Consider the following 23,676-nt stretch of genomic DNA (forward strand, 5'->3'; position numbering starts at 1 on the left):
CTGCGAGAAAGGTGACCCCGGCGCGTTTCGCGCGCGGATCCCGGGCGTTAATACGTCTTTGCCGGATCTTCACCAGTGCGTATAACCCGTCATGTGCGCCTTCGCCGCAGGGCGAAACAGACACGACATCCCCCGGCAACGGCGGCGAAACCCCCGGTTCCTATGGTCCGGCCATGCGGCTTACCTCACACGAGCAGGAACGGCTGCTCATCCACGTCGCCGCCGGGGTGGCGCGCGAGCGGCAGGCCAGGGGCCTGCGGCTCAACCACCCCGAGGCCACCGCCGTCATCGCCTCGTTCCTCATGGAGGGCGCCAGGGACGGGCGCACCGTGGCCGAGCTCATGGAGGCCGGCCGCGCGGTGCTGAGCCGGGCCGACGTCATGGAGGGCGTGCCGGAGATGCTGGAGCGCGTGCAGATCGAGGCCACGTTCCCCGACGGCACCAAGCTCGTGACCGTGCACAGGCCGATCCCGTGATCCCCGGCGAGTACGCGCACCCCGAAGGCTCCCACCCGCTCAACCCGGGGCGCGAACGGACGACGCTGCGCGTGGTCAACACGGCCGACCGGCCGGTCCAGGTGGGCTCCCACTACCACTTCGCCGCCGTCAACCCGGGGCTGGAGTTCGACAGGAAGGCGGCGTGGGGGATGCGGCTGGACGTGCCCGCGGGCACCGCGATCAGGTTCGAGCCGGGCGTCGAGCGCGACGTCACGCTCGTGCCGCTGACCGGCGCCCGGATCGTCCCCGGCCTGCGTCCGGAATGGGCGGGGCCGCTCGATGGCTGACCTCTCGCGGGCCCGCTACGCCGCGCTCTACGGCCCCACCACCGGTGACCGGATCCGGCTGGCCGACACCGACCTGTTCATCGAGGTCACCGAGGACCTGTCGATGGGCCCGGCGGGCGCCGGCGACGAGGCCGTGTTCGGCGGCGGCAAGGTCATCCGCGAGTCCATGGGACAGTCCCGCGCCACCCGCGCCGAGGGCGCCATGGACCTCGTCATCACCGGCGCGGTCATCCTCGACCACTGGGGCGTGATCAAGGCAGACGTCGGCATCCGCGACGGCCGGATCCACGGCCTCGGCAAGGCCGGCAACCCCGACACCATGGACGGCGTCGACCTCGTCATCGGCCCGTCCACCGAGATCCTGTCCGGCAACGGCAAGATCCTCACCGCCGGGGCCGTCGACTCGCACGTCCACCTGATCTGCCCGCAGCTCCTCGACGAGGCCATCGGTTCGGGCGTCACCACGATCGTCGGCGGCGGCACCGGCCCCGTGGACGGCACCAAGGCCACCACCGTGACCGGCGCCTGGTATCTCGGCCGCATGCTGGAGTCGCTCGACTCCTACCCGCTGAACTTCGCGCTGCTCGGCAAGGGCAACACCGTCAGCGCCGAGGGCCTGCTGGAGCAGCTGCGGGCCGGCGCCTCCGGCTTCAAGCTGCACGAGGACTGGGGCACCACCCCGGCCGCCATCGACGCCTGCCTGCGGGTGGCCGACGCGACCGGCGTGCAGGTGACGATCCACACCGACACCCTGAACGAGGCCGGGTTCGTCGAGTCGACGCTCGCCGCCATCGGCGACCGGATGATCCACGCCTACCACACCGAGGGCGCGGGCGGCGGCCACGCCCCCGACATCATCCGCGTCGCCGCCTACCCCAACGTGCTGCCCTCCTCCACCAACCCCACCCGGCCGCACACCGTCAACACGCTCGACGAACACCTCGACATGCTGATGGTCTGCCACCACCTCAACCCGTCGATCCCCGAGGACCTCGCCTTCGCCGAGTCGCGCATCCGGCCCACGACGATGGCCGCCGAGGACGTGCTGCACGACATGGGCGCGATCTCGATGATCGGCTCCGACTCGCAGGCCATGGGCCGCATCGGCGAGACGATCATCCGTACCTGGCAGACCGCGCACGTCATGAGGACCCGCCGCGGCTCGCTCGGCGACGGCCCCGCGGACAACCTGCGGGCCCGCCGCTACGTCGCCAAATACACCATCTGCCCGGCCGTCGCCCACGGCCTGGACGGCGAGGTCGGCTCCGTCGAACGCGGCAAGCTCGCCGACCTCGTCCTGTGGGACCCGGCGTTCTTCGGCGTCAAGCCGGACCTCGTGCTGAAGGGCGGCGTGGTCGCCTGGGCGCAGATGGGCGACGCCAACGCCTCCATCCCGACGCCGCAGCCGGTGCTGCCGCGGCCCATGTTCGGCGCCTCGCCGGTGACCGCCGCGGCCACCTCGCTGCACTTCGTGGCGCCGATGGCGCTGGAGTCGGGGCTCGCCGACCGGCTCGACGTGCGTCGGCGGCTCGCTCCGGCCGCCGACGTACGCCGCCGCGGCAAGGCCGCCATGCCGCTCAACGACGCCCTGCCGAGGATCGAGGTGGCGGCCGACACGTTCGAGGTGCGGGTCGACGGCGAGCTGATCGAGCCCGCCCCGGCCGTCAGCCTGCCCATGGCCCAGCGCTATTTCCTGTTCTGATGGCGTCATGCTGAGTCCCGGTCTGCTGCTGCTCGCCGACTCCCGCCTGCCGGCCGGCGGCCACGCGCACTCCGGCGGCGCCGAGCGGGCGATCGCGTCGGGAGCGGTGCACGACGTGCCGTCCCTGGAGCGGTTCCTGCGGGGGCGGCTGCACACGGCGGGCGTGCCGGCCGCCGCCCTGGCCGCCGCCGCCTGCGCTGGTGCCGTGGCCGAGAGTCCCGGGTGGGAGCTGCTGGACGAGGAGGCCGACGCCCGCACCGCCTCCCCCGCGCAGCGGGCGGCGTCCCGTACGCAGGGCCGCCTGCTGCTGCGGGTCGCCCGCCGGGTGTGGCCGGCCGAGGCTTTGGAAGAGCTGGCGCGGCGGACGCCGAGCCCGCACCACCCGGTCGCGCTCGGCGTGGCCGCGTACGCCGCCGGGGCCACGGCCGGAGAGGCGGCGCTGGCGGCGGCGTACCACGCGGTCAGCGGCCCGGCCACGGCGGCGGTCCGGCTGCTCGGCCTGGACCCGGTCGCCGTGCACGCCCTGCTCGCCGCCCTCGGCCCCGACCTCGCGGCGGTGGCCGGGCGCGCACACCCGCCCGGCTCGTGGGCGGAGCTGCCCGCGTGCTCGGCCCCGGCCCTGGACCTGCTGGCCGAGCAGCACGCCACGGCCGAGGTCCGGCTGTTCGTCTCCTAGGAAGGACCCTTCACACCATGGGCGCTCGTCACGACGACCATCACCGCGCTCCCGACGGCCACGGCCGGGCGCTGCGCCTCGGCGTGGGCGGCCCCGTGGGCAGCGGCAAGACGGCCCTGGTGGCCGCGCTGTGCCGTACGCTCGGGCCCGTCATGTCCCTGGGCGTGGTGACCAACGACATCTACACCACCGAGGACGCCGACTTCCTGCGCCGCGCGGGCGTGCTCGACCCCGAGCGCATCCTCGCCGTCGAGACCGGCTGCTGCCCGCACACCGCCATCCGCGACGACATCGCGGCCAACCTCGACGCCGTCGAGACGCTGGAGGACCGGTTCGGGCCGCTCGACCTGGTCATCGTGGAGAGCGGCGGCGACAACCTCACGGCCACGTTCAGCCGCGGGCTCGCCGACCGGCAGATCTTCGTCCTGGACGTGTCGGGCGGCGACAAGGTGCCGCGCAAGGGCGGGCCCGGCGTCACCACCGCAGACCTGCTGGTGATCAACAAGACTGACCTGGCGACGATGGTGGGCGCCGACCTCGGCGTGATGGACCGCGACGCGGCCGCCGTACGCGGTGAGCGCCCGGTCCTGTTCACCTCGATCCGCGAGCAGCCGTCGGCCGGCGCGGTCGCGAGCTGGGTCAGCGACCAGGTGACCGCCTGGTCCCACGCCCACGCGACCCCCGCGTCCTGATGCGGAGGGCCGGGATGCGGGCGGCGGCGGCCGTGGCGACGGCGCTCGGCGCCGGCGGGCGGACCGTGCTGCGGCGGCTGGCCTCGGCGCCGCCGTTGACGCTGCGCCAGACCGGCCCGCACACCGTGCACCTGATCTCGACGGCGGCCGGCCCGCTCGGCGGCGACCGCCTGTCGCTGGACCTCGACGTCGCGTCCGGTACGACGCTGGAGCTGGCGTCGGTGGCGAGCACGCTGGTCCTGCCCGGCACGGGCGAGTCGGAGCTGCTGGTCACCGCCCGGGTCGGCGCGGGCGCGCGGCTCCGCTTCGTGCCCGAGCCGACGGTGCTCGCCGCCGGCTGCGCGCACCGGCTGATCGTCCGCCTGGAGCTGGAGCCGGAAGCGAGCGCGCTGTGGCGCGAGGAGATCGTGCTCGGCCGGCACGGCGAGCGGCCCGGCCGCTGCCACACGCGCTTCGACGCCACCCTCGCCGGCCGCCCGCTGCTGCGGCAGGAGCTCACGCTCGGCGATCCCGTCCTGGACGCCTCCCCGGCGGTGCTCGGCGGGGCGCGCTGCCTCGGCACCACGTTCCTCACCGCCACCGCGAAGGAGCCGCTGGTCTCCGACGGGCTCGCGGTGCTGCCGCTGGCCGCGTCCGGCACGGTGGTGTCGGCCCTCGCCGCGGACGCGGTGGAGCTGCGCTCCCGCCTGGAACGCGGGGAGCGCGCGGTGTCCATGGATGGTGACGACACTGTCGCAGGCCGTGGCGGTGGCGCCCGGCCCGGCATACTCTGATCGTGTGGCCGAAGACCTGCAGCTCGTCCGCCGCCCCGGCCGCGGCTACCCGCTGGCCGTGACCGCCGTCGCGGCGCTCCTGGTGTTCTGTGCGATCCTGCCGTGGGCCGGCGTCGAGGCCAGGATCGGCATGCTCGGCGCCGAGGTGTCGGGTGACGTGCGCGGCATCGACGACGGGCTCGGCGTCTATGCCCTGCTGGCCGGGCTGGCGGCGCTCGCCTGCGGGCTCGCCGGGCTGCTGGCCCATCCGCGCCTCGCCGCCCTGGCCGTGCTGCCCGGCGGACTGGCCGTGGCCGCCACCCTGATGTTCCAGCTGCAGGGGGGCGGCCTGCGGGACCGCGTCTCGGTGGATCTCGGCCTGCTGTCGGTCACGCCGGTGATCAGGGCCGGCTGGTTCGCCACGCTGGCTTGCGCGCTCGCGCTCGTCGTGCTCGGGGTCCTGGCGCTGGTCAGGCGGGCCAGGACCGGCGCTCAGTCGTAGAAGCCGAGGCGGCGCAGCTGCTTGGGGTCGCGCTGCCAGTCCTTGGCCACGCTGATGCGCAGGTCGAGGTAGACGCGGGTGCCGAGCAGCGCCTCGATCTGCTTGCGGGCCTTGGTGCCCACCTCGCGCAGCCGCTCGCCCTTGTGCCCGATGACGATGGCCTTCTGCGAGGGCCGTTCGACGAACATGTGGGCGTAGATGTCGAGCAGGTCGTCACGCCCCTCGCGGGGCAGCATCTCGTCGACGACCACGGCGATGGAGTGCGGCAGCTCGTCACGCACGCCCTCCAGCGCGGCCTCCCTGATCAGCTCGCCGACCAGCACCTGCTCGGGCTCGTCGGTGAGGGTGCCGTCCTCGTAGAGCGGCGGCGACTCCGGCAGGTGCTTGATCAGCACGTCGCCGACGACGTCGAGCTGCTCGCCGGACTGCGCCGAGACCGGCACCACGTCGGCGAACTCCGCGATCTGCGACACCGCGAGCAGCTGCTCGGCGATCTGGTCGCGGGAGGCCAGGTCGCACTTGGTGACCACGGCCACCACCGGCGTCTTCTTCACCGCCGACAGCTTGTCGGCGATGAACCGGTCGCCCTTGCCGATCGGCTCGTTGGCCGGGACACAGAAGCCGATCACGTCCACCTCGGTCAGCGTGGACAGCACCAGGCTGTCCAGCCGCTCGCCGAGCAGCGTGCGCGGGCGGTGCAGGCCGGGGGTGTCCACGATGACGAGCTGGGCGTCGGGGCGGTGCACGATGCCCCTGATGGCGCGCCTGGTGGTCTGCGGCTTGGAGGAGGTGATCGCCACCTTGGAGCCGACCAGGGCGTTCATCAGCGTGGACTTGCCGACGTTCGGCCTGCCCACGAAGCAGGCGAATCCGGCGCGATGGCTGTCTGGCGAGGTCACCTCTGCATTCTGTCCTATCGGCGGGCGTGTTCACGCCACCAGGCGAACGCCTCGGGCGCCACCAGCGGCATCCAGACGGTGGTGTGGAGGCCGGCCAGCTCCTCCTCGCTCACCCACCGGAACCCGGTGATCTCGTCGCCGTCGGGCTCGGGATCGCCCGAGGCGATCACGCAGGCGTAACCGGCGATGACGTAGCCGACCTGGTGACCGTTGGGGTAGCGGACGCGGAACTCCGGGCCGCCGTAGACGCCGATGAGGCCGCGTACCTCGATCTCGATGCCGAGCTCCTCGCGCAGCTCGCGCGTCACGGCGTCCTGGGGGCGCTCGTCGGGGTCGACGCCGCCGCCGGGCGCCGCCCACAGGCCCACGTCGCCGTGCCTGGCCACCAGCAGCCGCCCCGCCCCGTCGAAGACGAACCCGGACACCGAGGGCAGCATGAGCAGCTCGCCGCCCACCTTCTCGCGCAGCCTGGCGAGGAACGGGGACATCGGCATGTCAGCTGCGCAGCGTGCCGTCGGGGCCGGCCACGAGCAGCGACGACACGCCCAGCTCCGCGGCCACGGCCCGGTCGCCGTCGCCCGGCTCGCCCTCGCTCACCACCGCGACCGCCTCCAGGGACCGCGCGCCGCTGGAGATGGCCATGGCCACCGCCACCTGCACGGCCGAGAGCGAGAGCGCGGCCAGCTTGACGTCGGTCGCCGAGTAGGTGCGCCCGGTCTCGTCGCGCACCGCGGCGCCCTCGGCCGAGCCGTTGCGCGCCCGCGCGGCCCGCGCCAAGGTAATGATCTTGCTGTCTTCAGGATCGAGAGTCACGCGCTCTAGATTAGGCGCCCTGGATCAGGTGCCGGCCATCGCCATGGCCGCCTCGACCACCTGCCTGGTGCGTGCCGGGTCCACGTCGTTCATGCCCGTGTGCACCACCGACACGAGCGTGTCGCCGACCCGGGAGAAGACCACGTCCAGCGCGTACGGATATCCGTGCAGCCGTCCCTGCAGCCGCGCGCCTACGGCGTCGTCCCCGGCGGCCTCCGGCGGCAGCTCGCTCAGCCACAGGTCGGTCCCCGACGAGGTACGCACCTCCTGGCACTCCCTGCGGGCCCTGTCCAGCTCGTCGAGGTGCGCCCCGGCCTCCCCGCCGGCGTACCGGGCCAGACCCACCCCGGCCTGCTCCCCCAGCCCGTCGCCCTGGTAGCTGACCGCCGCCTGCGCGGTGAGCGCCTGGCCGGGCGCGTTCCCGGCGGCGGGCTCCAGCAGCGCGCGGCAACTGCGCTCCGCCGGGCCGAACGGCATCCGCCACGCCTGGTCGGGCCGGGCCGTGAAGCCCTCGGGCAGGCTCGGCTCCTTGCTGAGCGCCTCGCGCAGTTGCGCCATGGCGCGCGGGTCGATGAAGCTTTCCCCGCCACCGCCGCCGCAGCCCGCCAGCGCGCCCGTGAGCACTCCGGCGAGCGCCCAGGCGAGCAGGTGGGCCGCGGCGGCGGTCCTCCGTCTTCGTCTCATGATTCCCCCAGCGCGGAGGATGCCCTGGGGGCTCACTCGGGGATCTCGGCGACACGCAAAAAGGGTGTCCTCATCCGGTCTTGCCGGACAAGAACACCCTTTACGCCGACCAGCGTCTCAGCCGGCCGCCCGGCCGGGACGCTGTCGTCCCCCCTGGAGTCGTCCTCCCGCCGCGAACCCCACCCGGCGTTCGGACGCCTCCCCCTTGACACCCACCGCACTGGATGTCGTGATTCACAGAGTGCCCGAGGGTGCTTGCAGAAAACTTGTAGATCGCTTGCGAGCGGCCCTCGCGCCCTACTCCTGCCCCGCGTTCGCCGGGACCGACTCCTCGTCCTCCTCGGGGGAAGCCACGCGGCGTACGACGACGGTGCTGATGCGGTTGCGCCGGCCGGCCAGCGTCTCCGCGGTCAGCGACAGCCCGGCCACCTCCGCGTGGGAGCCCGCGATGGGCACCCGGCCGAGCGCGTGGGCCAGCAGGCCGCCGACGGTCTCCACGTCGTCGACCTCGATCTCGGTGTCGAACAGCTCGGCCAGCTCGTCGACGGGCATCCGGGCGGTGACCCGCAGGGCGCCGTCGGGGACCCGCTCGACCCGGGGGGCCTCCTGGTCGTACTCGTCGGTGATCTCGCCGACGATCTCCTCCAGGACGTCCTCGATGGTGACCAGGCCGGCGGTGCCGCCGTACTCGTCGATGACGATGGCGATGTGGATCTGCCGGGCCTGCATCTCGCGCATGAGCTGGTCGATGGGCTTGCTCTCCGGCACGTACGCGGCCGGCCGCATGATCGTCTCGACCGGCTCCTTGCCGCCGCCCTCGCCCGACTCGTGGATCTTGCGGGCGATGTCCTTGAGATAGGCGATGCCGACGACGTCGTCCTCGTTCTCGCCCGCGACCGGGATGCGGGAGAAGCCGCTGCGCAGCGCCAGCGACAGCGCCTGGCTGATCGTCTTGCCGCGCTCGATGTAGACCATGTCGGTGCGCGGCACCATGACCTCGCGCACCAGCGTGTCGCCCAGCTCGAACACCGAGTGGATCATCTCGCGCTCGTCCGGCTCGATCACCCGGCGCTCCTCGGCCAGGTCGACCAGGTCACGCAGCTCGGCCTCCGAGGTGAACGGGCCGTCGCGGAACCCCTTGCCGGGCGTGAGCGCGTTGCCGAGCAGGATGAGCAGCTTGGGCAGCGGGCCGAAGATGCGGGTGAGCCCGTAGACGACCGGCGCGCTGGCCAGCGCGACCGGCTCGGCGTGCTGGCGGCCCAGCGTGCGGGGCATGACCCCGACCACCACGTAGCTGATCACGATCATCACGACCGCGGCCCAGACGTACGCCCAGCCCTGGTCCTCCATGACGTCGATGAACAGCAGCGTGGCGATGACCGTGGCCACCAGCTCGCAGCTCAGCCGGAGCAGCAGCAGCAGGTTGAGATAGCGCGGCGGGTCGGTCACGATGGCCTGCAGCCGCCGCGCCCCCCGCCGGCCGTCGCGGACGAACTCCTCGGCCCGCACCCGGGAGATGCGCGTCAGCGCGGTCTCCGCACTGGCGATCAGGCCACCGATGATCACGAGCGCGACGGCCAGGAGCAACCAGGGCACGTTCACCGCGAGTCGCGCACCTCCTGCCATGACTCCAGGAGCTGGGCCTGGAGCCCGAACATCTCCTTGTGCTCCTCCGGCTCGGCGTGGTCGTAGCCGAGCAGGTGGAGGATGCCGTGCGTGCACAGCAGCTCAAGCTCGTCGGCGGTGGCGTGGCCGGCCTCCTTGGCCTGCCGGGCCGCCACCTGCGGGCAGAGCACGACGTCGCCGAGGAGCGCCGGGTCGGCCGGGCTCTCGGAGTCACCGCGCGCGCCGCCGCCGGGACGCAGCTCGTCCATCGGGAAGGCGAGCACGTCGGTGGGGCCGGGCTCGCCCATCCACTTCTCGTGCAGCTCGGCCATGGCGTCCTCGTCGATCACGACGATGGACAGCTCGGCGAGCGGGTTGATGCCCATCTCGCCGAGCACGTGCGTGGCCAGCGCGACCAGGCTCTCCTCGTCGACGCCGACGCCGGACTCGTTGTTGATCTCGATGCTCATGGCCGGCGCTTCCCTCGCTGCTGGATGGCCTTGGGCTCCTGAGCCGCCTGCGAGGCGTCGTAGCGTCCGTAGGCGTCGACGATCTCGCTCACCAGCTTGTGGCGGACGACGTCGGCGCTGGACAGGCGGGCGAAGTGGATGTCGGGGATCCCGTCGAGGATCTCCTGGACCACCCGCAGCCCGCTGACCGTGCCCGAGGGCAGGTCGACCTGCGTGACGTCACCGGTCACCACGATCTTGGAGTTGAACCCCAGCCGGGTGAGGAACATCTTCATCTGCTCGGCCGAGGAGTTTTGTGCCTCGTCGAGGATGATGAAGGCGTCGTTGAGCGTCCTGCCGCGCATGTAGGCGAGCGGCGCGACCTCGATCGTCCCGGCGGCCATCAGCTTGGGGATGGAGTCGGGGTCGACCATGTCGTGCAGCGCGTCGTAGAGCGGGCGCAGGTAGGGGTCGATCTTCTCGTAGAGCGTGCCGGGCAGGAAGCCGAGCCGCTCGCCGGCCTCGACCGCCGGGCGGGTCAGGATGATGCGGTTGACCCGCTTCTCCTGCAGTGCCCGGACCGCCTTGGCCATGGCCAGGTAGGTCTTGCCGGTGCCGGCGGGGCCGATGCCGAAGACGACCGTGTGCTTGTCGATCGCGTCGACGTAGCGCTTCTGGTTGACGGTCTTGGGCCTGATCGTGCGGCCGCGCGAGGACAGGATGTCGAGCGACAGCACCTCGGCGGGGCGATCGGAGGTCATGCGGAGCATCGCGATGCTGCGCTCGACCGCGTCGGGGGTGAGCTCGCCGCCGCTGCGGAGCACCTCGACGAGCTCTTCGAACAGGCGCACGACGCCGCCGCTCTCGTCCGGGCTGCCGGTGACGGTGATCTCGTTGCCCCGTACATGGATGTCGGCCTTGAAAGCGCCCTCGATGACGCGAAGCAGCTCGTCACGGGAGCCGAGGAGGCTGACCATCGGGTATTCGTCCGGAATCAGCACCTTGGCTTGAGTGCGCGAGGGAGGTGCCGTTCGTCGGGATTCATGTAGTTCGGACATGGGCAGGCCAGCGGCCTGATGCCTCCCGGTCTCTTGCGGAGTTCTTCTCCGCCCATCGTATCCGGGGCCAGGCGGTTTGCTCGCGTCAATATCACCGCACCGGCCCCTCGCACCACCACAACGGGTCCAACCGGGCGGCTCTAACCGGGCGGCCAGGTGAGGCCGCGGCCGCCCAGGACATGGGCGTGCGTGTGGAAGACGGTCTGTCCGGCGGCGGGTCCGGTGTTGAAGACGACGCGGTAGCCGCTCTCGGCCACCTGGTCGAGCACGGCCACGGCGTGCGCGGTCTTCAGCACCTCGTCGGCCAGGCCGTCGTCGGCCTCGGCGAGCGCCGCCGCGTCCGCGTGGTGCTCCTTGGGGATCACCAGGACGTGGGTCGGCGCCTTGGGGTCGATGTCGCGGAACGCCAGTGTCCTGCCGGTTTCGTAGACGATCTCGGCGGGAATCTCCTTGGCGACAATTTTGCAGAAGAGGCAGTCCTTCACAGCAGCACCATACCGACCCGCCTCCCGTTGGCCGGTCCGTTGCGAATCGGTAATCGGCGGTGTCGTGCGCGGGAAGATCAACGCGGTTAGGGTGGGTGTGCGACACTTCAACAAAAAAGACGATTCAGGGTCGGGCGAGCGCCACCTGGCGAGGACACGACTGGGTAATGCACCCTAACGAACCGGGGAAACCTCAAGAACCGGAAGAGCGTAAACCCACTGGGAAGGCCGCGCGTCCCACTGATGTGACCACCGAAACCCTTCTGGCCGACAGGTCGATGGGGGCGGTGCCGGTCGAGTGGGATGCCGACATGGCCGTTACCGCGCTCTACAGCGCGCACTTTCGGTCGTTGGTGCGTCTCGCTGTGTTGCTGGTGCGCGACATCGCGACCGCCGAGGAGGTCGTGCAGGACGCGTTCGTCGCCATTCACGGCGCCTGGCGCAGGCTGCGCGACCCCGACAAAGCACTCGCCTACCTCCGTCAGTCCGTCGTCAACCGCTCGCGTTCGGTGCTGCGCCACCGCGCCGTCGTCGAGAAATACGCGCCCAAGGGCCTGCCCGACGCGCCGAGCGCCGAGAACGGCGCGATCGGCGAGCTGGAACGGTCCGCCGTCATCGAGGCGTTACGAGCCCTCCCGACCCGGCAGAGAGAAGCACTGGTTCTGCGGTATTACGGTGATCTGTCCGAAGCTGAGATCGCTCACGCGATGGGCATCAGCAAGGGCGCGGTCAAGAGCCACACCGCCCGTGGCATGGCCGCGTTGCGATCCGTCCTGGAGAAAATGTCATGACCCTTCGCCCCGACGAGCACGGCGACCTCCTGCGCCGTGCGCTCCGCGCGGAGGCGGACGCGGTCGTGCCCTCGCCGGAGGGTCTGGAGATCATCCGTGCCCGGATCGAGCGGCGCGGCGTGCGCAACCTGTTCTGGTGGCGGGCCGGCGCGGCCGCGGCCAGCGCCGTCCTGGTGGCCGGCACGATCGTCATGGTGGTGCCCGAGCTGCGGTCCAAGGTGATCAACGAGAGCCCGATCACGGTGGTCGATCAGGAGACCACCGGCAGGGTGCCGTCCAACTCCTCCACCACCCGCTCCCACCAGCCGCCCCCGCCTCCGCCCAGCCAGGACAACCCGGTCGTCGTGCCGCCGGAGCCCACCACCGAGTCGCCGAGCAAGCCGCCCAGGACCGCCGGGTCCACGAGCCGGCCGTCACCGAGCCCGCGTACGGAGACCACCACCTGCCCGCCCGTGGCCGCGACCCCGGCCGACCCGGGCGACGACTGCCCTGCCACCTCGGCGTCGCCGGCGCCCACGGAGGCCGACCCCGCCGCTCAGCCCTCGACGTGCCCCACCGAGCAGTGCCCGGCCGACAGCATCAGCGAGAGCCCGGCCGAGATCGCCACCCCGCTCATCGAGACCGGCGGCACCACCCCTTAACTACGTGCTCACCACCGGCCTGTGCGCGTGAGCAGCACGGCCGCCGCCGCCACGCCCGCCGTGGACGTGCGCAGCACCGTCGGCCCGAGCAGCACCGGCACCGCCCCCGCTGCCTTGAACCGGTCGAGCTCCTCGCCCGAGACGCCGCCCTCCGGGCCGACGACCACCACGATGTCGCCCTCGGCCGGCAGCGCCACCTTCGACAGCGGCTCGGCCGCCTCCTCGTGCAGCACCAGCCCGAGCGCCGCCCCGGCCAGCAGCTCCGCCACCCGCGCGGTGGTGGCCGGCTCGCTCACCTCGGGCAGGTGGAAGCGGCGGGACTGCTTGCCCGCCTCGCGGGCGGTCGCGCGCCAGCGGCCGAGACCCTTGGCGACCTTGTCGCCCTTCCACTGGGCGATGCTGCGCGAGGCCGACCAGGGGACGATGACGTCCACCCCGGCCTCGGTCATCATCTCGACGGCCAGCTCGCCCCGGTCGCCCTTGGGCAGCCCCTGCACGACGGTCAGCCGCGGCCGCGGGGCCGGCACCTCGTAGCGGCGCAGCACGTCCAGCCCGAGCGCGTCCTTGGACGCCTCGCGCACCACGCACTCGGCGACCCGGCCGGCGCCGTCGGTGAGATCGACCCGCTCGCCGGCCCGCAGACGGCGCACGGAGGCGGCGTGGCGCCCCTCGGGGCCGTCGAGCGTCAGCTCCGGACCGTCGCCCAGCTCGGGGGCGATGAACACCGGAACGCTCACGTCACCTGCCGTTGAACGCGTCGCGCAGGCGCGAGAAGAAGCCCTGCTGCCCCGGCGCGAACTTGCCCGGCGGGCGCTCCTCGCCCCGCAGCCTGGCCAGCTCGCGCAGCAGGTCCTCCTGCTGGGCGTCGAGCTTCGAAGGGGTCTCGACGTTGACGTGGATGAGCAGGTCGCCCCGGCCGGACTCGTTGAGGCGCTGCACGCCCCGCCCGAACATGGTGATGACCTGGCCGGACTGCGTGCCGGGCCGGACGTCGACCTCCTCGGTGCCGTCGAGCGTCTCGACCGCGAGCACGGTGCCGAGCGCGGCGGCCGTCATCGGGAGCTGGACGGTGCAGTGGAGGTCGTCGCCGCGCCGTTCGAAGATCTCGTGGGCCCGCTCGACGATCTCCAGGAACAGGTCTCCGGGCGGGCCGCCGCCGGGGCCGACCTCGCCCTCGCCGGCGAGCTGGATGTGGGTGCCGTCCTCGACGCCCGCCGGGATGCGGACCTTGATGGTGCGGCGGGTGCGCACCCGGCCGTCGCCCGAGCACTCCTGGCAGGGGTGGCGGATGATGGTGCCGAAGCCGCCGCACTGCGGGCACGGCCGCGAGGTCATGACCTGGCCCAGGAACGAGCGGGTGACCTGGGAGATCTCGCCGCGCCCGTTGCACATGTCGCAGGTGTCGGGGTGGGTGCCGGGCGAGGCGCCGGCGCCGTGGCAGACCTCGCACACCACGGCCGTGTCGACGACCAGCTCGCGGGTGGTGCCGAACGCCGTCTCGCGCAGGTCGAGCTCGACCCGGATGGTGGCGTTGCGACCCCGGCGGGCGCGCGAGCGCGGGCCACGGGCCCCCGCGGCGGTGCCGAAGAAGGCGTCCATGATGTCGCTGAACGGGAAGCCCGCGCCGAAGCCGGCGCCCGCTCCCGCGCCGGCGAAGGAGGAGTCGCCCCCCAGGTCGTACATCTGGCGCTTGTTCGGATCGGACAGCACCTCGTAGGCCTGCGTGATCTCCTTGAACCGCTCCTGGGTGTCAGGATCGGGGTTCACGTCGGGGTGCAACTCGCGGGCGAGCCGGCGGTATGCCTTCTTGATCTCGTCCTGACTCGCGTCACGCCGCACCCCGAGGGTGGCGTAGTAGTCGCTGTTTGCCACTTATCGACCTCTTATGATGCAGCCAGGATCTGGCTGACGTAGCGAGCCACCGCGCGCACGGCGCCCATCGTCACGGGATAGTCCATCCTGGTGGGACCCAGCACACCGAGCCGGGCGAGTTGGTTGTCGCCAAGACCGTATCCGGTTGCGACCACGGATGTGCCCTGGAGGTAGGGGTTTTCCGAGCCGATCCGTACGGTGAGCGCGGACGGGGTGTCGGGGGAGGTCTCGCCGAGCAGCCGCATGAGCACGACCTGCTCCTCCAGTGCCTCCAGCACGTCGCGAAGGCCGATGGAGAAGTCCGCTCCGGCGAGGTTGGCCGCGCCCGCGAAGACGATCTTCTCGTCGTACCGCTCCACCAGGGTCTCCAGCAGCACGGAAAGGATCGTGGCGGCGGCCGGACGGTCCTCCACGGGCAGGCGCTCCGGCAGGTCGGCGACCAGCTCGGGAACGCTGCTGAGCTGGCAGCCGTCGAGGCCGGAGTTGAGCACCGCGCGCAGGTGCGCGATGCGGGTGTCCTCCAGCGCCTCGGGCAGCTCGACGACGCGCTGCTCGACGCGGCCGGTATTGGTGATGAGCACCAGCATGACGCGGCGCTCGCTCAGCGGCACCAGCTCGACGTGCCGGACGGTCGAGCGGGTGAGCGTGGGGTATTGCACGACGGCCACCTGCCGGGTGAGCTGCGCGAGCAGCCGCACCGTGCGCATGACCACGTCGTCCAGGTCGACCGCGCCGGCCAGGAACGTCTCGATCGCCCGGCGCTCGGCGCCCGACAGCGGCTTGATCTGCGAGAGCCGGTCGACGAACAGGCGGTAGCCCTTGTCCGTCGGCACCCGCCCCGCACTCGTGTGCGGCTGGGTGATGTAGCCCTCCTCCTCCAGCGCGGCCATGTCGTTCCTGACCGTCGCCGGGGAGACCTTCAGATTGTGGCGCTCGGCCAGCGCCTTGGAGCCCACCGGTTCGTTGGTGGACACGTAGTCCTCGACAATGGCGCGGAGCACCGCCAGCTTCCGTTCGTCGAGCACGTGCTCACCTCCTGCCTCTGCCCGTAGGGAAAACGCGGTGCCTAGCACTCTGTGTTCCCGAGTGCCAAGTGTACGGCTCTCGCCCACAGGGTGCGATGACACCGGCTCCCATCCTCTTGCTAGCGTCTTACAAGCGACAGGCTTCACACTTGCGGACATGTCGGACGAAGCACAGCCCCCGTACGGGCCACCGCCCGGACAGGGTCCGTACCACCATCAGCCATTCCCGCCTCAGCCCGGATACGGTCCGCAACCCGGCTCCCAGCCCGGATACGGGCCGCAGCCCGGATACGGTGGGCAGCCGGGATACGGCGCACCTTCGCAGCCGTATGGTCCGCCGCCTCAGTACGGACAATACGGCCAACAACCACAGTTCCCACCACGAATCGATTCCAAAGCCATCAAACCCAGGTTGTGGTGGATCGGCGGCGCCTGGATCGTGGCCGTGCTCTGCGGCGTCCTCGGCATCGTGCTCTTCGTGGGGGGCGTCGCCGGCGGCGTGAGCGACCTCGCGCCCACCAAGACGTTCGCCTCGGGCGAGAGCGTCACCGTCGCCGTGGACCCGGCCGACAAGCCCGCCGTCTACCTCTCCGCCGACACGCCCGTCAACTACGCCTGCCAGATCGCCGGCGGCGGAGGAAAGGCCAAGCTGGCCAAGACCAGTGGCTCGCAGACCGTCACCGTCAACGGCGTCGTGTGGGAGCAGATCCTCGTGATCAACGCCCCCGCCAAGGGCGACTACCAGCTCACCTGCAGCAACGAGGAGTCGGCCACGGTCAAGTACGGCGTCGGCAAGCCGCTGTCGGCCGCCGTCGGCGGAGTGTTCGGCGGGGTCGTCGCGCTGCTCGCGATCCCCGGCGCGGGCATCCTGCTCGCGATCATCACCACCATCGTGGTCCTGGTGCGCCGCTCCTCCGCGCGCAAGCGCCTTGCGGCAGCCGGGTGATTTGCTACGGTCCCCCCTGTGTACGACGGTGATGTTCTGGCGGGTAACTGGCGGCGGCCCGGCAAGGGCAAGATTCCGAAGGTGCCCGCCGAGCCGGATCTGGTCGTGGAGGACGCCGACAGCGGCTTCTGCGGCGCCGTGGTGGCCTGCGACAAGGAGGCCGTCACGCTGGAGGACCGGTTCGGCAGGCGGCGGCTGTTCCCGCTGGCGCCGGCCGCGTTCCTCCTGGAGGGCAGGCCGGTGACCCTGGTGCGCCCCGCGCCGTCCGCCGCCCCCGCGGGCCCCGGGCGCAGCGCGTCGGGCTCCATCGCCGTCGAGGGGCTGCGGGCCCGCGTGGCCAGGGAGAGCCGCATCTACGTCGAGGGCGTGCACGACGCCGCGCTCGTGGAGAAGATCTGGGGCCACGACCTGCGGGTCGAAGGGGTCGTGGTCGAATACCTCGAAGGCGTGGACCACCTGCCGGACATCGTCGCCGAGTTCGGCCCCGAACCGGGGCGGCGGCTGGGGGTCCTCGTGGACCACCTCGTCCCCGGCTCCAAGGAGAGCCGCATCGCCGCCGAGATCACCTCGCCGGACGTGCTCGTGGTGGGGCATCCGTTCGTCGACATCTGGCAGGCGGTCAAGCCGTCCGTGCTGCGCATCCCCGCCTGGCCCGAGGTGCCGCGCGGGGTGCCGTGGAAGGAGGGCGTGATCGCCGCGCTGGGCTGGCGCTCGGAGCCGGCCGACGCCTGGCGGCGCATCCTCGGCGCCGTCTCGACCTATTCCGACCTGGAGCCGGAGTTGCTCGGCCGGGTCGAAGAACTGATCGACTTCGTTACGGAGACATCATGAGCCAGGATCCCCACGCCTCGCCGCCGGACGACGACGCGACCCGGTACGTCCCGCCGTCGGCCGTACCCCCGGGCCAAAGCGGCGCCCCCCAGCAGCCGGGCTACGGGTACGGCCAGCAGCCGCCCTCCCAGCCCGGTTACGGGTACGGCCAGCAGCCCCCTTCCCAGCCCGCCTACGGCTACGGCCAGCAACCCGGCTCTCAGCCCGGTTACGGGTACGGCCAGCAACCCCCGTCACAGCCGGGCTACGGCCAGCAGCCGGGCTATGGCTACGGTCAGCAGCCCGGATACGGCTACCAGCAGCAGCCCCCGCCCGGCTACGGCTACGCGCAGCCGCCCGGCGGGCCGTACGTGCCGGGCATGTACGGCCCCCGCCCCGGCACCGACGACAGCACGATGGCGATGCTGGCGCACCTGCTCGGCCTGCTCGCCTCCTGGATCGGCCCGCTGATCATCTACCTGATCAAGCGTGACCAGTCCCCCTACGTCCGCGACCAGGCGGCGGAGGCGCTGAACTTCCAGATCACGATGTTCATCGGCTACGTCGTGGCGGCCGTCCTGTCGGTGGTGTTCATCGGCGTCCTGCTGCTGCCGGTGATCTGGGTGCTTTCGCTGATCTTCCACATCCAGGCGGCCGTGGCCACGAACAAGGGCCAGCGGTACCGCTACCCGCTCTCCATCCGGATGATCACCTAGACCAGCAGGTCGCGTACGAGGGCGTCGGCCAGCAGCCGCCCCCGAAGCGTGAGCACCATCAGCCCGGACTTGAACGGCTCGGGCTCCAGCAGCCCCCGTGCCAGCGCGCCCGCCACCACCGGGCGCGCCTCCGGCGCCACGTCGGCGAGCGGGTAGCCGGTGACCAGGCGCAGCTCCAGCATGAGGCGTTCGGCGGCGCGGTCGTCGGCGTCCAGGACCTCCCGGGAGTGGGCGGGCGAGACGCCGGCGGCCAGGCGCTGGGCGTAGGCGGCGGGGTGCTTGACGTTCCACCAGCGGGTGCCGCCCACGTGGCTGTGCGCGCCCGGCCCGGCGGCCCACCAGTCGCCGCCGGTCCAGTAGAGCAGGTTGTGCCGGCAGCGGGCCCGCTCGGAGGTCGCCCAGTTGGACACCTCGTACCAGTGGAAGCCCGCCTCGGCCAGCATCTCGTCGGCGATGAGGTAGCGGTCGGCGGCCACGTCGTCGTCGGGCAGGGGCAGCTCGCCGCGCCGGATGCGGGCGGCGAGCCTGGTGCCGTCCTCGACGATGAGCGAGTAGGCCGACACGTGGTCGGGCCCGGCCTCGATCGCGGCGGCCAGCGAGGCCCGCCAGTCGTCGTCGGACTCGCCCGGCGTGCTGTAGATGAGGTCGAGGTTGACGTGCTCGAACCCGGCCTCCCTGGCCTCGCGTACGGCCGCCGCCGGGCGTCCCGGCGTGTGCTTGCGGTCGAGCACGCGCAGCACGTGCTCGCGGGCGCTCTGCATGCCGAAGCTGATGCGGTTGAACCCGCCGTGGCGCAGTTTCTCCAGCGAGGAGGGGTCGACGGACTCGGGGTTGGCCTCCGTGGTGACCTCGGCCCCCGGCCGCAGCCCGAACTCGGAGTCGATCGCCGCGAGGATCCGCGCGAGGTCCTCGGGCGGCAGCAGCGTGGGGGTGCCCCCGCCGAAGAACACGGTGTCCACCGGCAGCTCGCGCTCGCCCAGGACGCGCCGGGCGAGGCGCACCTCCTCCACGACCGTGTCGGCGTAGTCGCGCTGGGAGGCGCCGGGGCCGAGCTCGGCGGCGGTGTAGGTGTTGAAGTCGCAGTAACCGCAGCGGGTCACGCAGAACGGCACGTGGACGTAGAAGCCGAACGGCCGCTCGCCGAGGCCGCGCAGGGCGCTGTCGGGCAGCTCGCCCGTGGTGGGCGCGGGGTCGCCGTCGGGCAGGGTGGATGGCACCCTTCCAGTCTGCCGGTCGTCAGGGGGTGGTCCCGCCTGGGGGATCGTTGACGCCCTGGTGCGCGGGCTCTACCATCACGTCAACTTATAGGAAAGTTTCTTATAAGTTGACAGGAGTCGCCCGGTGAAGAAGAAGACTCTGATCATCCTCTCGCTCTTACTGGGCCTCACGGCGGTCTCCGTGCCCGCCGAGGCCCAGACCCGCAGCGGCTTCAAGCGGGTCGCGTACTTCATCCAATGGGGTGTCTACGGCCGCGACTACCACGTCAGGGACGTGGACGTCAGCGGCGCCGCCGCCAAGCTCACCCACCTCAACTACGCGTTCGGCTTCGTCGACGCCGGGGGCTCCTGCTACTCGGCGGACCCGTGGGCCGACTGGCAGCGTCCGGTGCCGGCCGAGCAGAGCGTGGACGGCGTGGCCGACGCGCCCGGCCAGGCGCTCAACGGCAACCTCAACCAGCTCCGCAAGCTCAAGGCCAAGCACCCCGGGCTCAAGGTGCTGATCTCGCTCGGCGGCTGGACCGGGTCCAAGTACTTCTCCGACGCCGTCCTCACCCCCGACTCGCGCGCGAAGCTGGCCCGGTCCTGCGTCGACCTGTGGCTGCGCGGCAACCTGCCGGGGCTGGAGCCGGGCGCGGGCGCCGGCGTCTTCGACGGCATCGACCTGGACTGGGAGTGGCCCGGCTCGGCCGGAGCCGAGGGGAACGTCATCCGCCCCGAGGACAAGCGCAACTTCACGCTGTTCGTCGAGGAGCTGCGCGGGCAGCTCGACGCCCATGCCCGCGACGCCGAGCTCAGCGCCTTCCTGCCGGCCGCCGCCGCCAAGATCGACGCCGGGTACGAGGTGCGCCGCGTCTTCAAGCAGCTCGACTTCGCCACCGTCCAGGGCTACGACCTGCACGGCACCTGGGAGCCCCAGACCGGCCACAACGGCAACCTCCTCACCGACCGCCGCGACCCGAACCCCGTCAGGTACAGCGTCGACCAGACCGTGCGCGACTATCTCTCGCGGGGCGCGCCCGCCCGCAAGCTCGTGATCGGCGTGCCCGCCTACGGCCAGGGCTGGACCGGCGTGACCGGCGGCGGCGACGGCCTCTACAAGCCCGCCACCGGCCCCGCGCCCGGCAAGTGGGCGGCCGGCAACGAGGACTACAAGGACCTGGTGAACAAGCCGGGCAAGCGGTACCGGGACCTGCTGACCGGGGCGATGTGGCTGTACGACGGCAACGAGTTCTGGTCGTACGACGATCCGGCGGTGCTGGTGCAGAAGGCGGCGTACATCCGGCTCAAGGGGCTGGGCGGCTCGATGATGTGGTCCATCGACCAGGACGACTCCCGCGCCTCCCTGACGTCGGCGTTGTACTCGGTCCTCCGCTGACACCCCTGCTGGGGACTCAGCCGGCCGGAGCCGCCGCGGGCTCGTCCTGCCCGGCGCTCCGGACCGGCGCCCCCAGGGTCCTCGCCGCCAGTTCGTCCCAGTGCGGGTCGCGGCCCGGCAGCGTCAGCATGCGCCGCATCGCGTCCCCGTCGCCGTGGCGGGCCAGGAACCAGTCGGACACCGTCACCCCGTGCCCGGGCCGTGCGACGATCGCCACCTCGTCGCCCGCGCCCACGTCACCGGTCTCGATCACCCGCAGGTACGCCCCCGGCCGTCCCGCCTCGGTGAACCGCCTGACCCACCTCGGCTCGTCCAGCCAGTTGCGGAACACCACGCACGGCACCCGGGGCCCGGTCACCTCCAGCAGCGCGCCGCCGATCCGCCACCGCTCGCCGATGACGGCCCCGTTGACGTCGAGCCCGGAGGTGGTGAGGTTCTCGCCGAAGAGTCCGTCGCGCAGCTCCCGCCCGAGCCGTTCCTGCCACCAGTCGTAGTCCTCCCTGGCGTAGGCGTAGACCGCCTGGTCGGAGGAGCCGTGGTGCTTGCGGTCGGCGCGCTCGTCGCCGGCGAGCCCGCCGAGGAGCACCGGGACGCGGTGCCCGGCGGGCTGCTTGTCGATCGCGGTCCGTCCCAGCTTCCCCGCCCACTCAGCCGTCACCGCGACGCCGACATTTACCGAGATGATGCGCATTCCTGAACGTTAACCGAGCATCCTCCCGCCGGGCGAGTCCGTCCGGCGACGGCCGTGACACAACGATGACACGGCGCTGACCGGGCGAGGACATGATCAGCCGACAGTGGTGGGGCCGTACCCACCGCTGAGGAAGGTTGATCGAACGTGGCCCGACGCGTACGCGTGGCGGTGCTGGCGGGCGGCCCGTCCGCCGAGCACGAGGTGTCCCTGCAATCGGCGCAGTCCGTGCTCGGCGCGCTGCCGAGGGATCTGTACGAGCCCGTCCCCGTCATCATCGACCGCGAGGGCAGATGGCCGGTGGACCTGCGACGCGACCTGGCGGACGTGGTCTTTCCCGTGCTGCACGGCCCGTTCGGCGAGGACGGCGTGGTCCAGGGGCACCTGGAGACGCTGGGCATCCCGTACGTGGGGTGCGGCGTCCTGGCCTCGGCCGTGGCCATGGACAAGGTCGCGATGCGGCGCGCGTTCCTGGCCGAGGACATCCCGGTCACCCCGCACGTGTGGTTCACCGCGTACGAATGGCGCACGGCCACCGATCACGGGGAGCTGGTGAAGCCGCTCGACTGGCCGATGTACGTCAAACCGGCCGGCCTGGGCTCCTCCATCGGCATCTCCCGCGTCACCACCATGGAGGAGCTGCGCGCGGGCGTGGAGCTGGCGCTGGCCTACGACCGGACGGTCGTCGTCGAGCAGGGCGTGACCGCGCGCGAGCTGATCTGCGGCGTGCTCGGCGGCCACGACAGGCCGGATGTCTCGGTGCCGGGCGAGCTCATCGTGCCCGGCGACTGGCTCGACTACGAGGCCAAATACCTCAGCGGGGCCGAGATCGCCACCATCCCCGCCGTCCTGCACGAACGGGTGGCCGGGGAGATGCGCGAGCTGGCCCTGCGCGCCTTCCGTGCGATCGGCGGCTACGGCCTGGCCCGGGTCGACTTCCTCCACGAGGAGGACACGGGACGCCTGTACGTGCTGGAGATCAACACCATGCCCGGCTTCACCTCCCGGTCCGTCTACGCGAGGGCCTGGGCCGCGAGCGGCGTCCCGTACCCGGACCTGCTGCGCCGCCTCATCGACCTCGCGTTCGCGAGGAGCGGCTCATGATCCCGATGACGCTGGACGAGATCGCGCGGGCCTGCGGCGCGAGCCCGCACGACGTACCCGACCTTGAGTCGCTGGTGACGGCGCCCGCGGCGGTCGACTCCCGCGAGGTGGTGCCCGGCGGCCTGTTCGCCGCGACGGCCGGCGCGCGCACCGACGGTCACGACCACGCGGCCGCCGCCGTCGCGGCCGGCGCCGTGGCCGTGCTGGCCGCGCGGCCCGTCGGCGTGCCCGCCCTCGTGGTGGACGACGTCCAGCTCGCGCTCGGCCTGCTGGCCAGGCAGCTGCTCCGGCGCATCAGCCCGACGGTGATCGGCCTGACCGGCTCCGTGGGCAAGACCACCACCAAGGACCTGCTGGCCCAGGTGCTCGAACGGCACGCGGCCACGGTCGCCACCAACAGGTCGTACAACAACGAGCTCGGGCTGCCGCTCACCGTGCTGCGCGCCGACGCCGCCACCCGCTACCTGGTGCTGGAGATGGGCGCGAGCAGGAAGGGCGATCTGACATACCTGACCGGGATCGCGCCGCCCCGGATCGGGCTGGTGCTCAACGTCGGCACCGCGCACCTGGAACGGATGGGGACCGGGCGGGCCGACGTGGCCGAGGCGAAGGGCGAGCTGGTCGAGGCGCTGCCCGCGGACGGGTACGCGCTGCTCAACGCCGACGACCCGTACGTCCTGGGCATGGCCGACCGCACCGAGGCCCGGATCGTGCTGTACGGCAGGTCGCCGCGGGCGCGGGTGCGCGCCGAGGACGTGCGGATGGACGATCGGGCGCGGACGGCGTTCGAGCTGGTGACGCCCTCCGGCCGCGCCCCGGTCGCGCTCGGACTCATAGGCGAGCACCAGGTGAGCAACGCCCTGGCCGCGGCCGCCGTCGCCACCACGCTCGGCCTGGACGCCGCCGAGATCGCGGACGGGCTGAACGCCGCCCGGCGGCGCTCCGCAGGCCGGCTGCAGATCACGGAACGACCCGACGGCGTCACAGTCGTCGACGACGCCTACAACGCCAACCCCGAATCCATGCGGGCCGGGCTGCGCGCGGCCAAGGCCCTGGCCGGCGTCCGCCGTACCGTCGCCGTCCTCGGCGGGATGGGGCAGCAGGCGGACGCCTCCCGCGCCCGGCACGCGGAGGTGGGCCGGCTCGTCGCCGACCTCCGCTTCGACGTGCTGATCACGGTCGGCGCGGGCGATCCGCTCGCGACGGCGGAGGCGGCGCGGTCCTCGGGCCAGGGCGTGGCCGTCCACACCGTCGAGGACGTGACAGAGGCGATCGAGCTGGCCACCGCCCTCCTCGAACCGGGCGACGTGGTGTTCGTCAAAGCCTCCAGCGAGTACGGGCTCGGCGCCTGCGCCAGGGCCCTGGCCACCGCAAACTAGCGAAA

The 23,676-nt window shown here is 72.1% G+C and carries 28 protein-coding genes; 15 read left to right on the forward strand and 13 right to left on the reverse strand.

Annotated features, from left to right (window positions below):
* The first annotated feature begins 173 nt into the window (after positions 1 to 173).
* From SMD20_RS19180 to SMD20_RS19210, 7 genes are read left to right on the forward strand one after another with little or no spacing between them, the layout of a single operon-like run.
* Positions 174 to 476, forward strand: coding sequence for an urease subunit gamma (locus SMD20_RS19180; RefSeq protein ID WP_329582825.1), 303 nt, complete (start codon positions 174 to 176; stop codon positions 474 to 476).
* Complete coding sequence (locus tag SMD20_RS19185; RefSeq protein WP_329582827.1) at positions 473 to 784, forward strand: urease subunit beta; 312 nt, start codon at positions 473 to 475, stop codon at positions 782 to 784. The genes SMD20_RS19180 and SMD20_RS19185 overlap by 4 nt, the downstream gene beginning before the upstream one ends.
* Positions 777 to 2,486, forward strand: a complete 1,710-nt coding sequence (locus tag SMD20_RS19190; protein ID WP_329582829.1) for an urease subunit alpha — start codon at positions 777 to 779, stop codon at positions 2,484 to 2,486. Before SMD20_RS19185 ends, SMD20_RS19190 begins: the two co-directional genes overlap by 8 nt.
* A 7-nt stretch (positions 2,487 to 2,493) precedes the next feature.
* Positions 2,494 to 3,162 carry an urease accessory protein UreF gene (locus SMD20_RS19195; protein WP_329582832.1) on the forward strand — a complete coding sequence of 223 codons (669 nt, stop codon included), beginning with the start codon at positions 2,494 to 2,496 and terminating at the stop codon, positions 3,160 to 3,162.
* Between the two features lie 17 nt (positions 3,163 to 3,179).
* Positions 3,180 to 3,854 carry an urease accessory protein UreG gene (gene ureG, locus SMD20_RS19200; RefSeq protein ID WP_329582834.1) on the forward strand — a complete coding sequence of 225 codons (675 nt, stop codon included), beginning with the start codon at positions 3,180 to 3,182 and terminating at the stop codon, positions 3,852 to 3,854.
* A gap of 14 nt (positions 3,855 to 3,868) precedes the next feature.
* The gene (locus SMD20_RS19205; protein WP_329582837.1) at positions 3,869 to 4,627 is read left to right on the forward strand and encodes an urease accessory protein UreD; all 759 of its coding nucleotides are present in this window, start codon (positions 3,869 to 3,871) and stop codon (positions 4,625 to 4,627) included.
* A gap of 4 nt (positions 4,628 to 4,631) precedes the next feature.
* Positions 4,632 to 5,108: a hypothetical protein gene (locus tag SMD20_RS19210; RefSeq protein WP_329582840.1), complete on the forward strand. Its 477-nt coding sequence runs from the start codon at positions 4,632 to 4,634 to the stop codon at positions 5,106 to 5,108.
* On the opposite strand, the gene era is transcribed toward SMD20_RS19210, so the two are convergent.
* The 8 genes from era to SMD20_RS19250 all read right to left on the reverse strand — a co-directional run bounded on the left by era (position 5,099) and on the right by SMD20_RS19250 (position 11,101).
* Positions 5,099 to 6,007, reverse strand: coding sequence for a GTPase Era (era, locus tag SMD20_RS19215; RefSeq protein ID WP_329582843.1), 909 nt, complete (start codon positions 6,005 to 6,007; stop codon positions 5,099 to 5,101). The two genes, SMD20_RS19210 and era, sit on opposite strands and share 10 nt — an antisense overlap.
* Positions 6,008 to 6,021: 14 nt before the next feature.
* On the reverse strand, positions 6,022 to 6,501 hold the full coding sequence (locus SMD20_RS19220) for an NUDIX domain-containing protein (protein ID WP_329582845.1): 480 nt from the start codon (positions 6,499 to 6,501) through the stop codon (positions 6,022 to 6,024).
* Position 6,502: 1 nt separating this feature from the next.
* Complete coding sequence (locus SMD20_RS19225; RefSeq protein ID WP_329582848.1) at positions 6,503 to 6,820, reverse strand: cytidine deaminase; 318 nt, start codon at positions 6,818 to 6,820, stop codon at positions 6,503 to 6,505.
* Positions 6,821 to 6,844: 24 nt separating this feature from the next.
* A complete protein-coding gene (locus tag SMD20_RS19230) occupies positions 6,845 to 7,504 on the reverse strand; it encodes a hypothetical protein (RefSeq protein WP_329582850.1) in 660 nt (219 codons plus the stop codon).
* A 297-nt stretch (positions 7,505 to 7,801) separates the two neighbouring features.
* Positions 7,802 to 9,130 carry a hemolysin family protein gene (locus SMD20_RS19235; RefSeq protein ID WP_442942488.1) on the reverse strand — a complete coding sequence of 443 codons (1,329 nt, stop codon included), beginning with the start codon at positions 9,128 to 9,130 and terminating at the stop codon, positions 7,802 to 7,804.
* Complete coding sequence (gene ybeY / locus SMD20_RS19240; RefSeq protein ID WP_329582856.1) at positions 9,103 to 9,579, reverse strand: rRNA maturation RNase YbeY; 477 nt, start codon at positions 9,577 to 9,579, stop codon at positions 9,103 to 9,105. The genes SMD20_RS19235 and ybeY overlap by 28 nt, the downstream gene beginning before the upstream one ends.
* A complete protein-coding gene (locus SMD20_RS19245; protein ID WP_329582859.1) occupies positions 9,576 to 10,616 on the reverse strand; it encodes a PhoH family protein in 1,041 nt (346 codons plus the stop codon). Before SMD20_RS19245 ends, ybeY begins: the two co-directional genes overlap by 4 nt.
* Positions 10,617 to 10,756: 140 nt before the next feature.
* Positions 10,757 to 11,101, reverse strand: coding sequence for a histidine triad nucleotide-binding protein (locus tag SMD20_RS19250; protein WP_329582861.1), 345 nt, complete (start codon positions 11,099 to 11,101; stop codon positions 10,757 to 10,759).
* 278 nt (positions 11,102 to 11,379) lie between these two features.
* Here SMD20_RS19250 and SMD20_RS19255 point away from each other — a divergent pair, with 278 nt between their 5' ends.
* Complete coding sequence (locus SMD20_RS19255; RefSeq protein WP_033408433.1) at positions 11,380 to 11,892, forward strand: SigE family RNA polymerase sigma factor; 513 nt, start codon at positions 11,380 to 11,382, stop codon at positions 11,890 to 11,892.
* Entirely contained in the window at positions 11,889 to 12,533 is a 645-nt protein-coding gene (locus SMD20_RS19260; protein ID WP_329582864.1) for a hypothetical protein, read from the forward strand. Before SMD20_RS19255 ends, SMD20_RS19260 begins: the two co-directional genes overlap by 4 nt.
* Positions 12,534 to 12,541: 8 nt before the next feature.
* Here SMD20_RS19260 and SMD20_RS19265 read toward each other — a convergent pair whose 3' ends face one another.
* From SMD20_RS19265 to hrcA, 3 genes are read right to left on the reverse strand one after another with little or no spacing between them, the layout of a single operon-like run.
* Positions 12,542 to 13,270: a 16S rRNA (uracil(1498)-N(3))-methyltransferase gene (locus SMD20_RS19265; RefSeq protein ID WP_329582866.1), complete on the reverse strand. Its 729-nt coding sequence runs from the start codon at positions 13,268 to 13,270 to the stop codon at positions 12,542 to 12,544.
* A gap of 1 nt (position 13,271) precedes the next feature.
* Positions 13,272 to 14,405, reverse strand: coding sequence for a molecular chaperone DnaJ (dnaJ, locus tag SMD20_RS19270; protein WP_329582869.1), 1,134 nt, complete (start codon positions 14,403 to 14,405; stop codon positions 13,272 to 13,274).
* Between the two features lie 11 nt (positions 14,406 to 14,416).
* A complete protein-coding gene (gene hrcA / locus SMD20_RS19275) occupies positions 14,417 to 15,430 on the reverse strand; it encodes a heat-inducible transcriptional repressor HrcA (protein WP_091083786.1) in 1,014 nt (337 codons plus the stop codon).
* A 412-nt stretch (positions 15,431 to 15,842) separates the two neighbouring features.
* On the opposite strand from hrcA, the gene SMD20_RS19280 reads away from it, so the two are divergent.
* From SMD20_RS19280 to SMD20_RS19290, 3 genes are read left to right on the forward strand one after another with little or no spacing between them, the layout of a single operon-like run.
* Positions 15,843 to 16,376: a hypothetical protein gene (locus SMD20_RS19280; RefSeq protein ID WP_329582873.1), complete on the forward strand. Its 534-nt coding sequence runs from the start codon at positions 15,843 to 15,845 to the stop codon at positions 16,374 to 16,376.
* An 18-nt stretch (positions 16,377 to 16,394) separates the two neighbouring features.
* On the forward strand, positions 16,395 to 17,207 hold the full coding sequence (locus SMD20_RS19285) for a DUF3097 domain-containing protein (RefSeq protein ID WP_329582875.1): 813 nt from the start codon (positions 16,395 to 16,397) through the stop codon (positions 17,205 to 17,207).
* Complete coding sequence (locus tag SMD20_RS19290; RefSeq protein WP_329582876.1) at positions 17,204 to 17,902, forward strand: DUF4870 domain-containing protein; 699 nt, start codon at positions 17,204 to 17,206, stop codon at positions 17,900 to 17,902. Before SMD20_RS19285 ends, SMD20_RS19290 begins: the two co-directional genes overlap by 4 nt.
* Here the strand turns inward: SMD20_RS19290 and hemW are convergent.
* Complete coding sequence (gene hemW / locus SMD20_RS19295) at positions 17,899 to 19,119, reverse strand: radical SAM family heme chaperone HemW (protein ID WP_329582878.1); 1,221 nt, start codon at positions 19,117 to 19,119, stop codon at positions 17,899 to 17,901. The genes SMD20_RS19290 and hemW overlap by 4 nt on opposite strands.
* 124 nt (positions 19,120 to 19,243) lie before the next feature.
* Here hemW and SMD20_RS19300 point away from each other — a divergent pair, with 124 nt between their 5' ends.
* Entirely contained in the window at positions 19,244 to 20,497 is a 1,254-nt protein-coding gene (locus SMD20_RS19300; protein ID WP_329582881.1) for a glycoside hydrolase family 18 protein, read from the forward strand.
* Between the two features lie 16 nt (positions 20,498 to 20,513).
* Here the strand turns inward: SMD20_RS19300 and SMD20_RS19305 are convergent, their stop codons facing one another.
* Complete coding sequence (locus SMD20_RS19305; RefSeq protein ID WP_329582884.1) at positions 20,514 to 21,188, reverse strand: MOSC domain-containing protein; 675 nt, start codon at positions 21,186 to 21,188, stop codon at positions 20,514 to 20,516.
* 147 nt (positions 21,189 to 21,335) lie between these two features.
* Here SMD20_RS19305 and SMD20_RS19310 point away from each other — a divergent pair, with 147 nt between their 5' ends.
* Together SMD20_RS19310 and SMD20_RS19315 are read left to right on the forward strand one after the other, a co-directional pair.
* The gene (locus tag SMD20_RS19310) at positions 21,336 to 22,292 is read left to right on the forward strand and encodes a D-alanine--D-alanine ligase family protein (RefSeq protein WP_329582887.1); all 957 of its coding nucleotides are present in this window, start codon (positions 21,336 to 21,338) and stop codon (positions 22,290 to 22,292) included.
* The gene (locus SMD20_RS19315) at positions 22,289 to 23,671 is read left to right on the forward strand and encodes a UDP-N-acetylmuramoyl-tripeptide--D-alanyl-D-alanine ligase (RefSeq protein ID WP_329582889.1); all 1,383 of its coding nucleotides are present in this window, start codon (positions 22,289 to 22,291) and stop codon (positions 23,669 to 23,671) included. The genes SMD20_RS19310 and SMD20_RS19315 overlap by 4 nt, the downstream gene beginning before the upstream one ends.
* Positions 23,672 to 23,676 lie beyond the last annotated feature (5 nt).

Source organism: Nonomuraea sp. LP-02 (assembly GCF_036289125.1).
GTDB lineage: Bacteria > Actinomycetota > Actinomycetes > Streptosporangiales > Streptosporangiaceae > Nonomuraea > Nonomuraea bangladeshensis.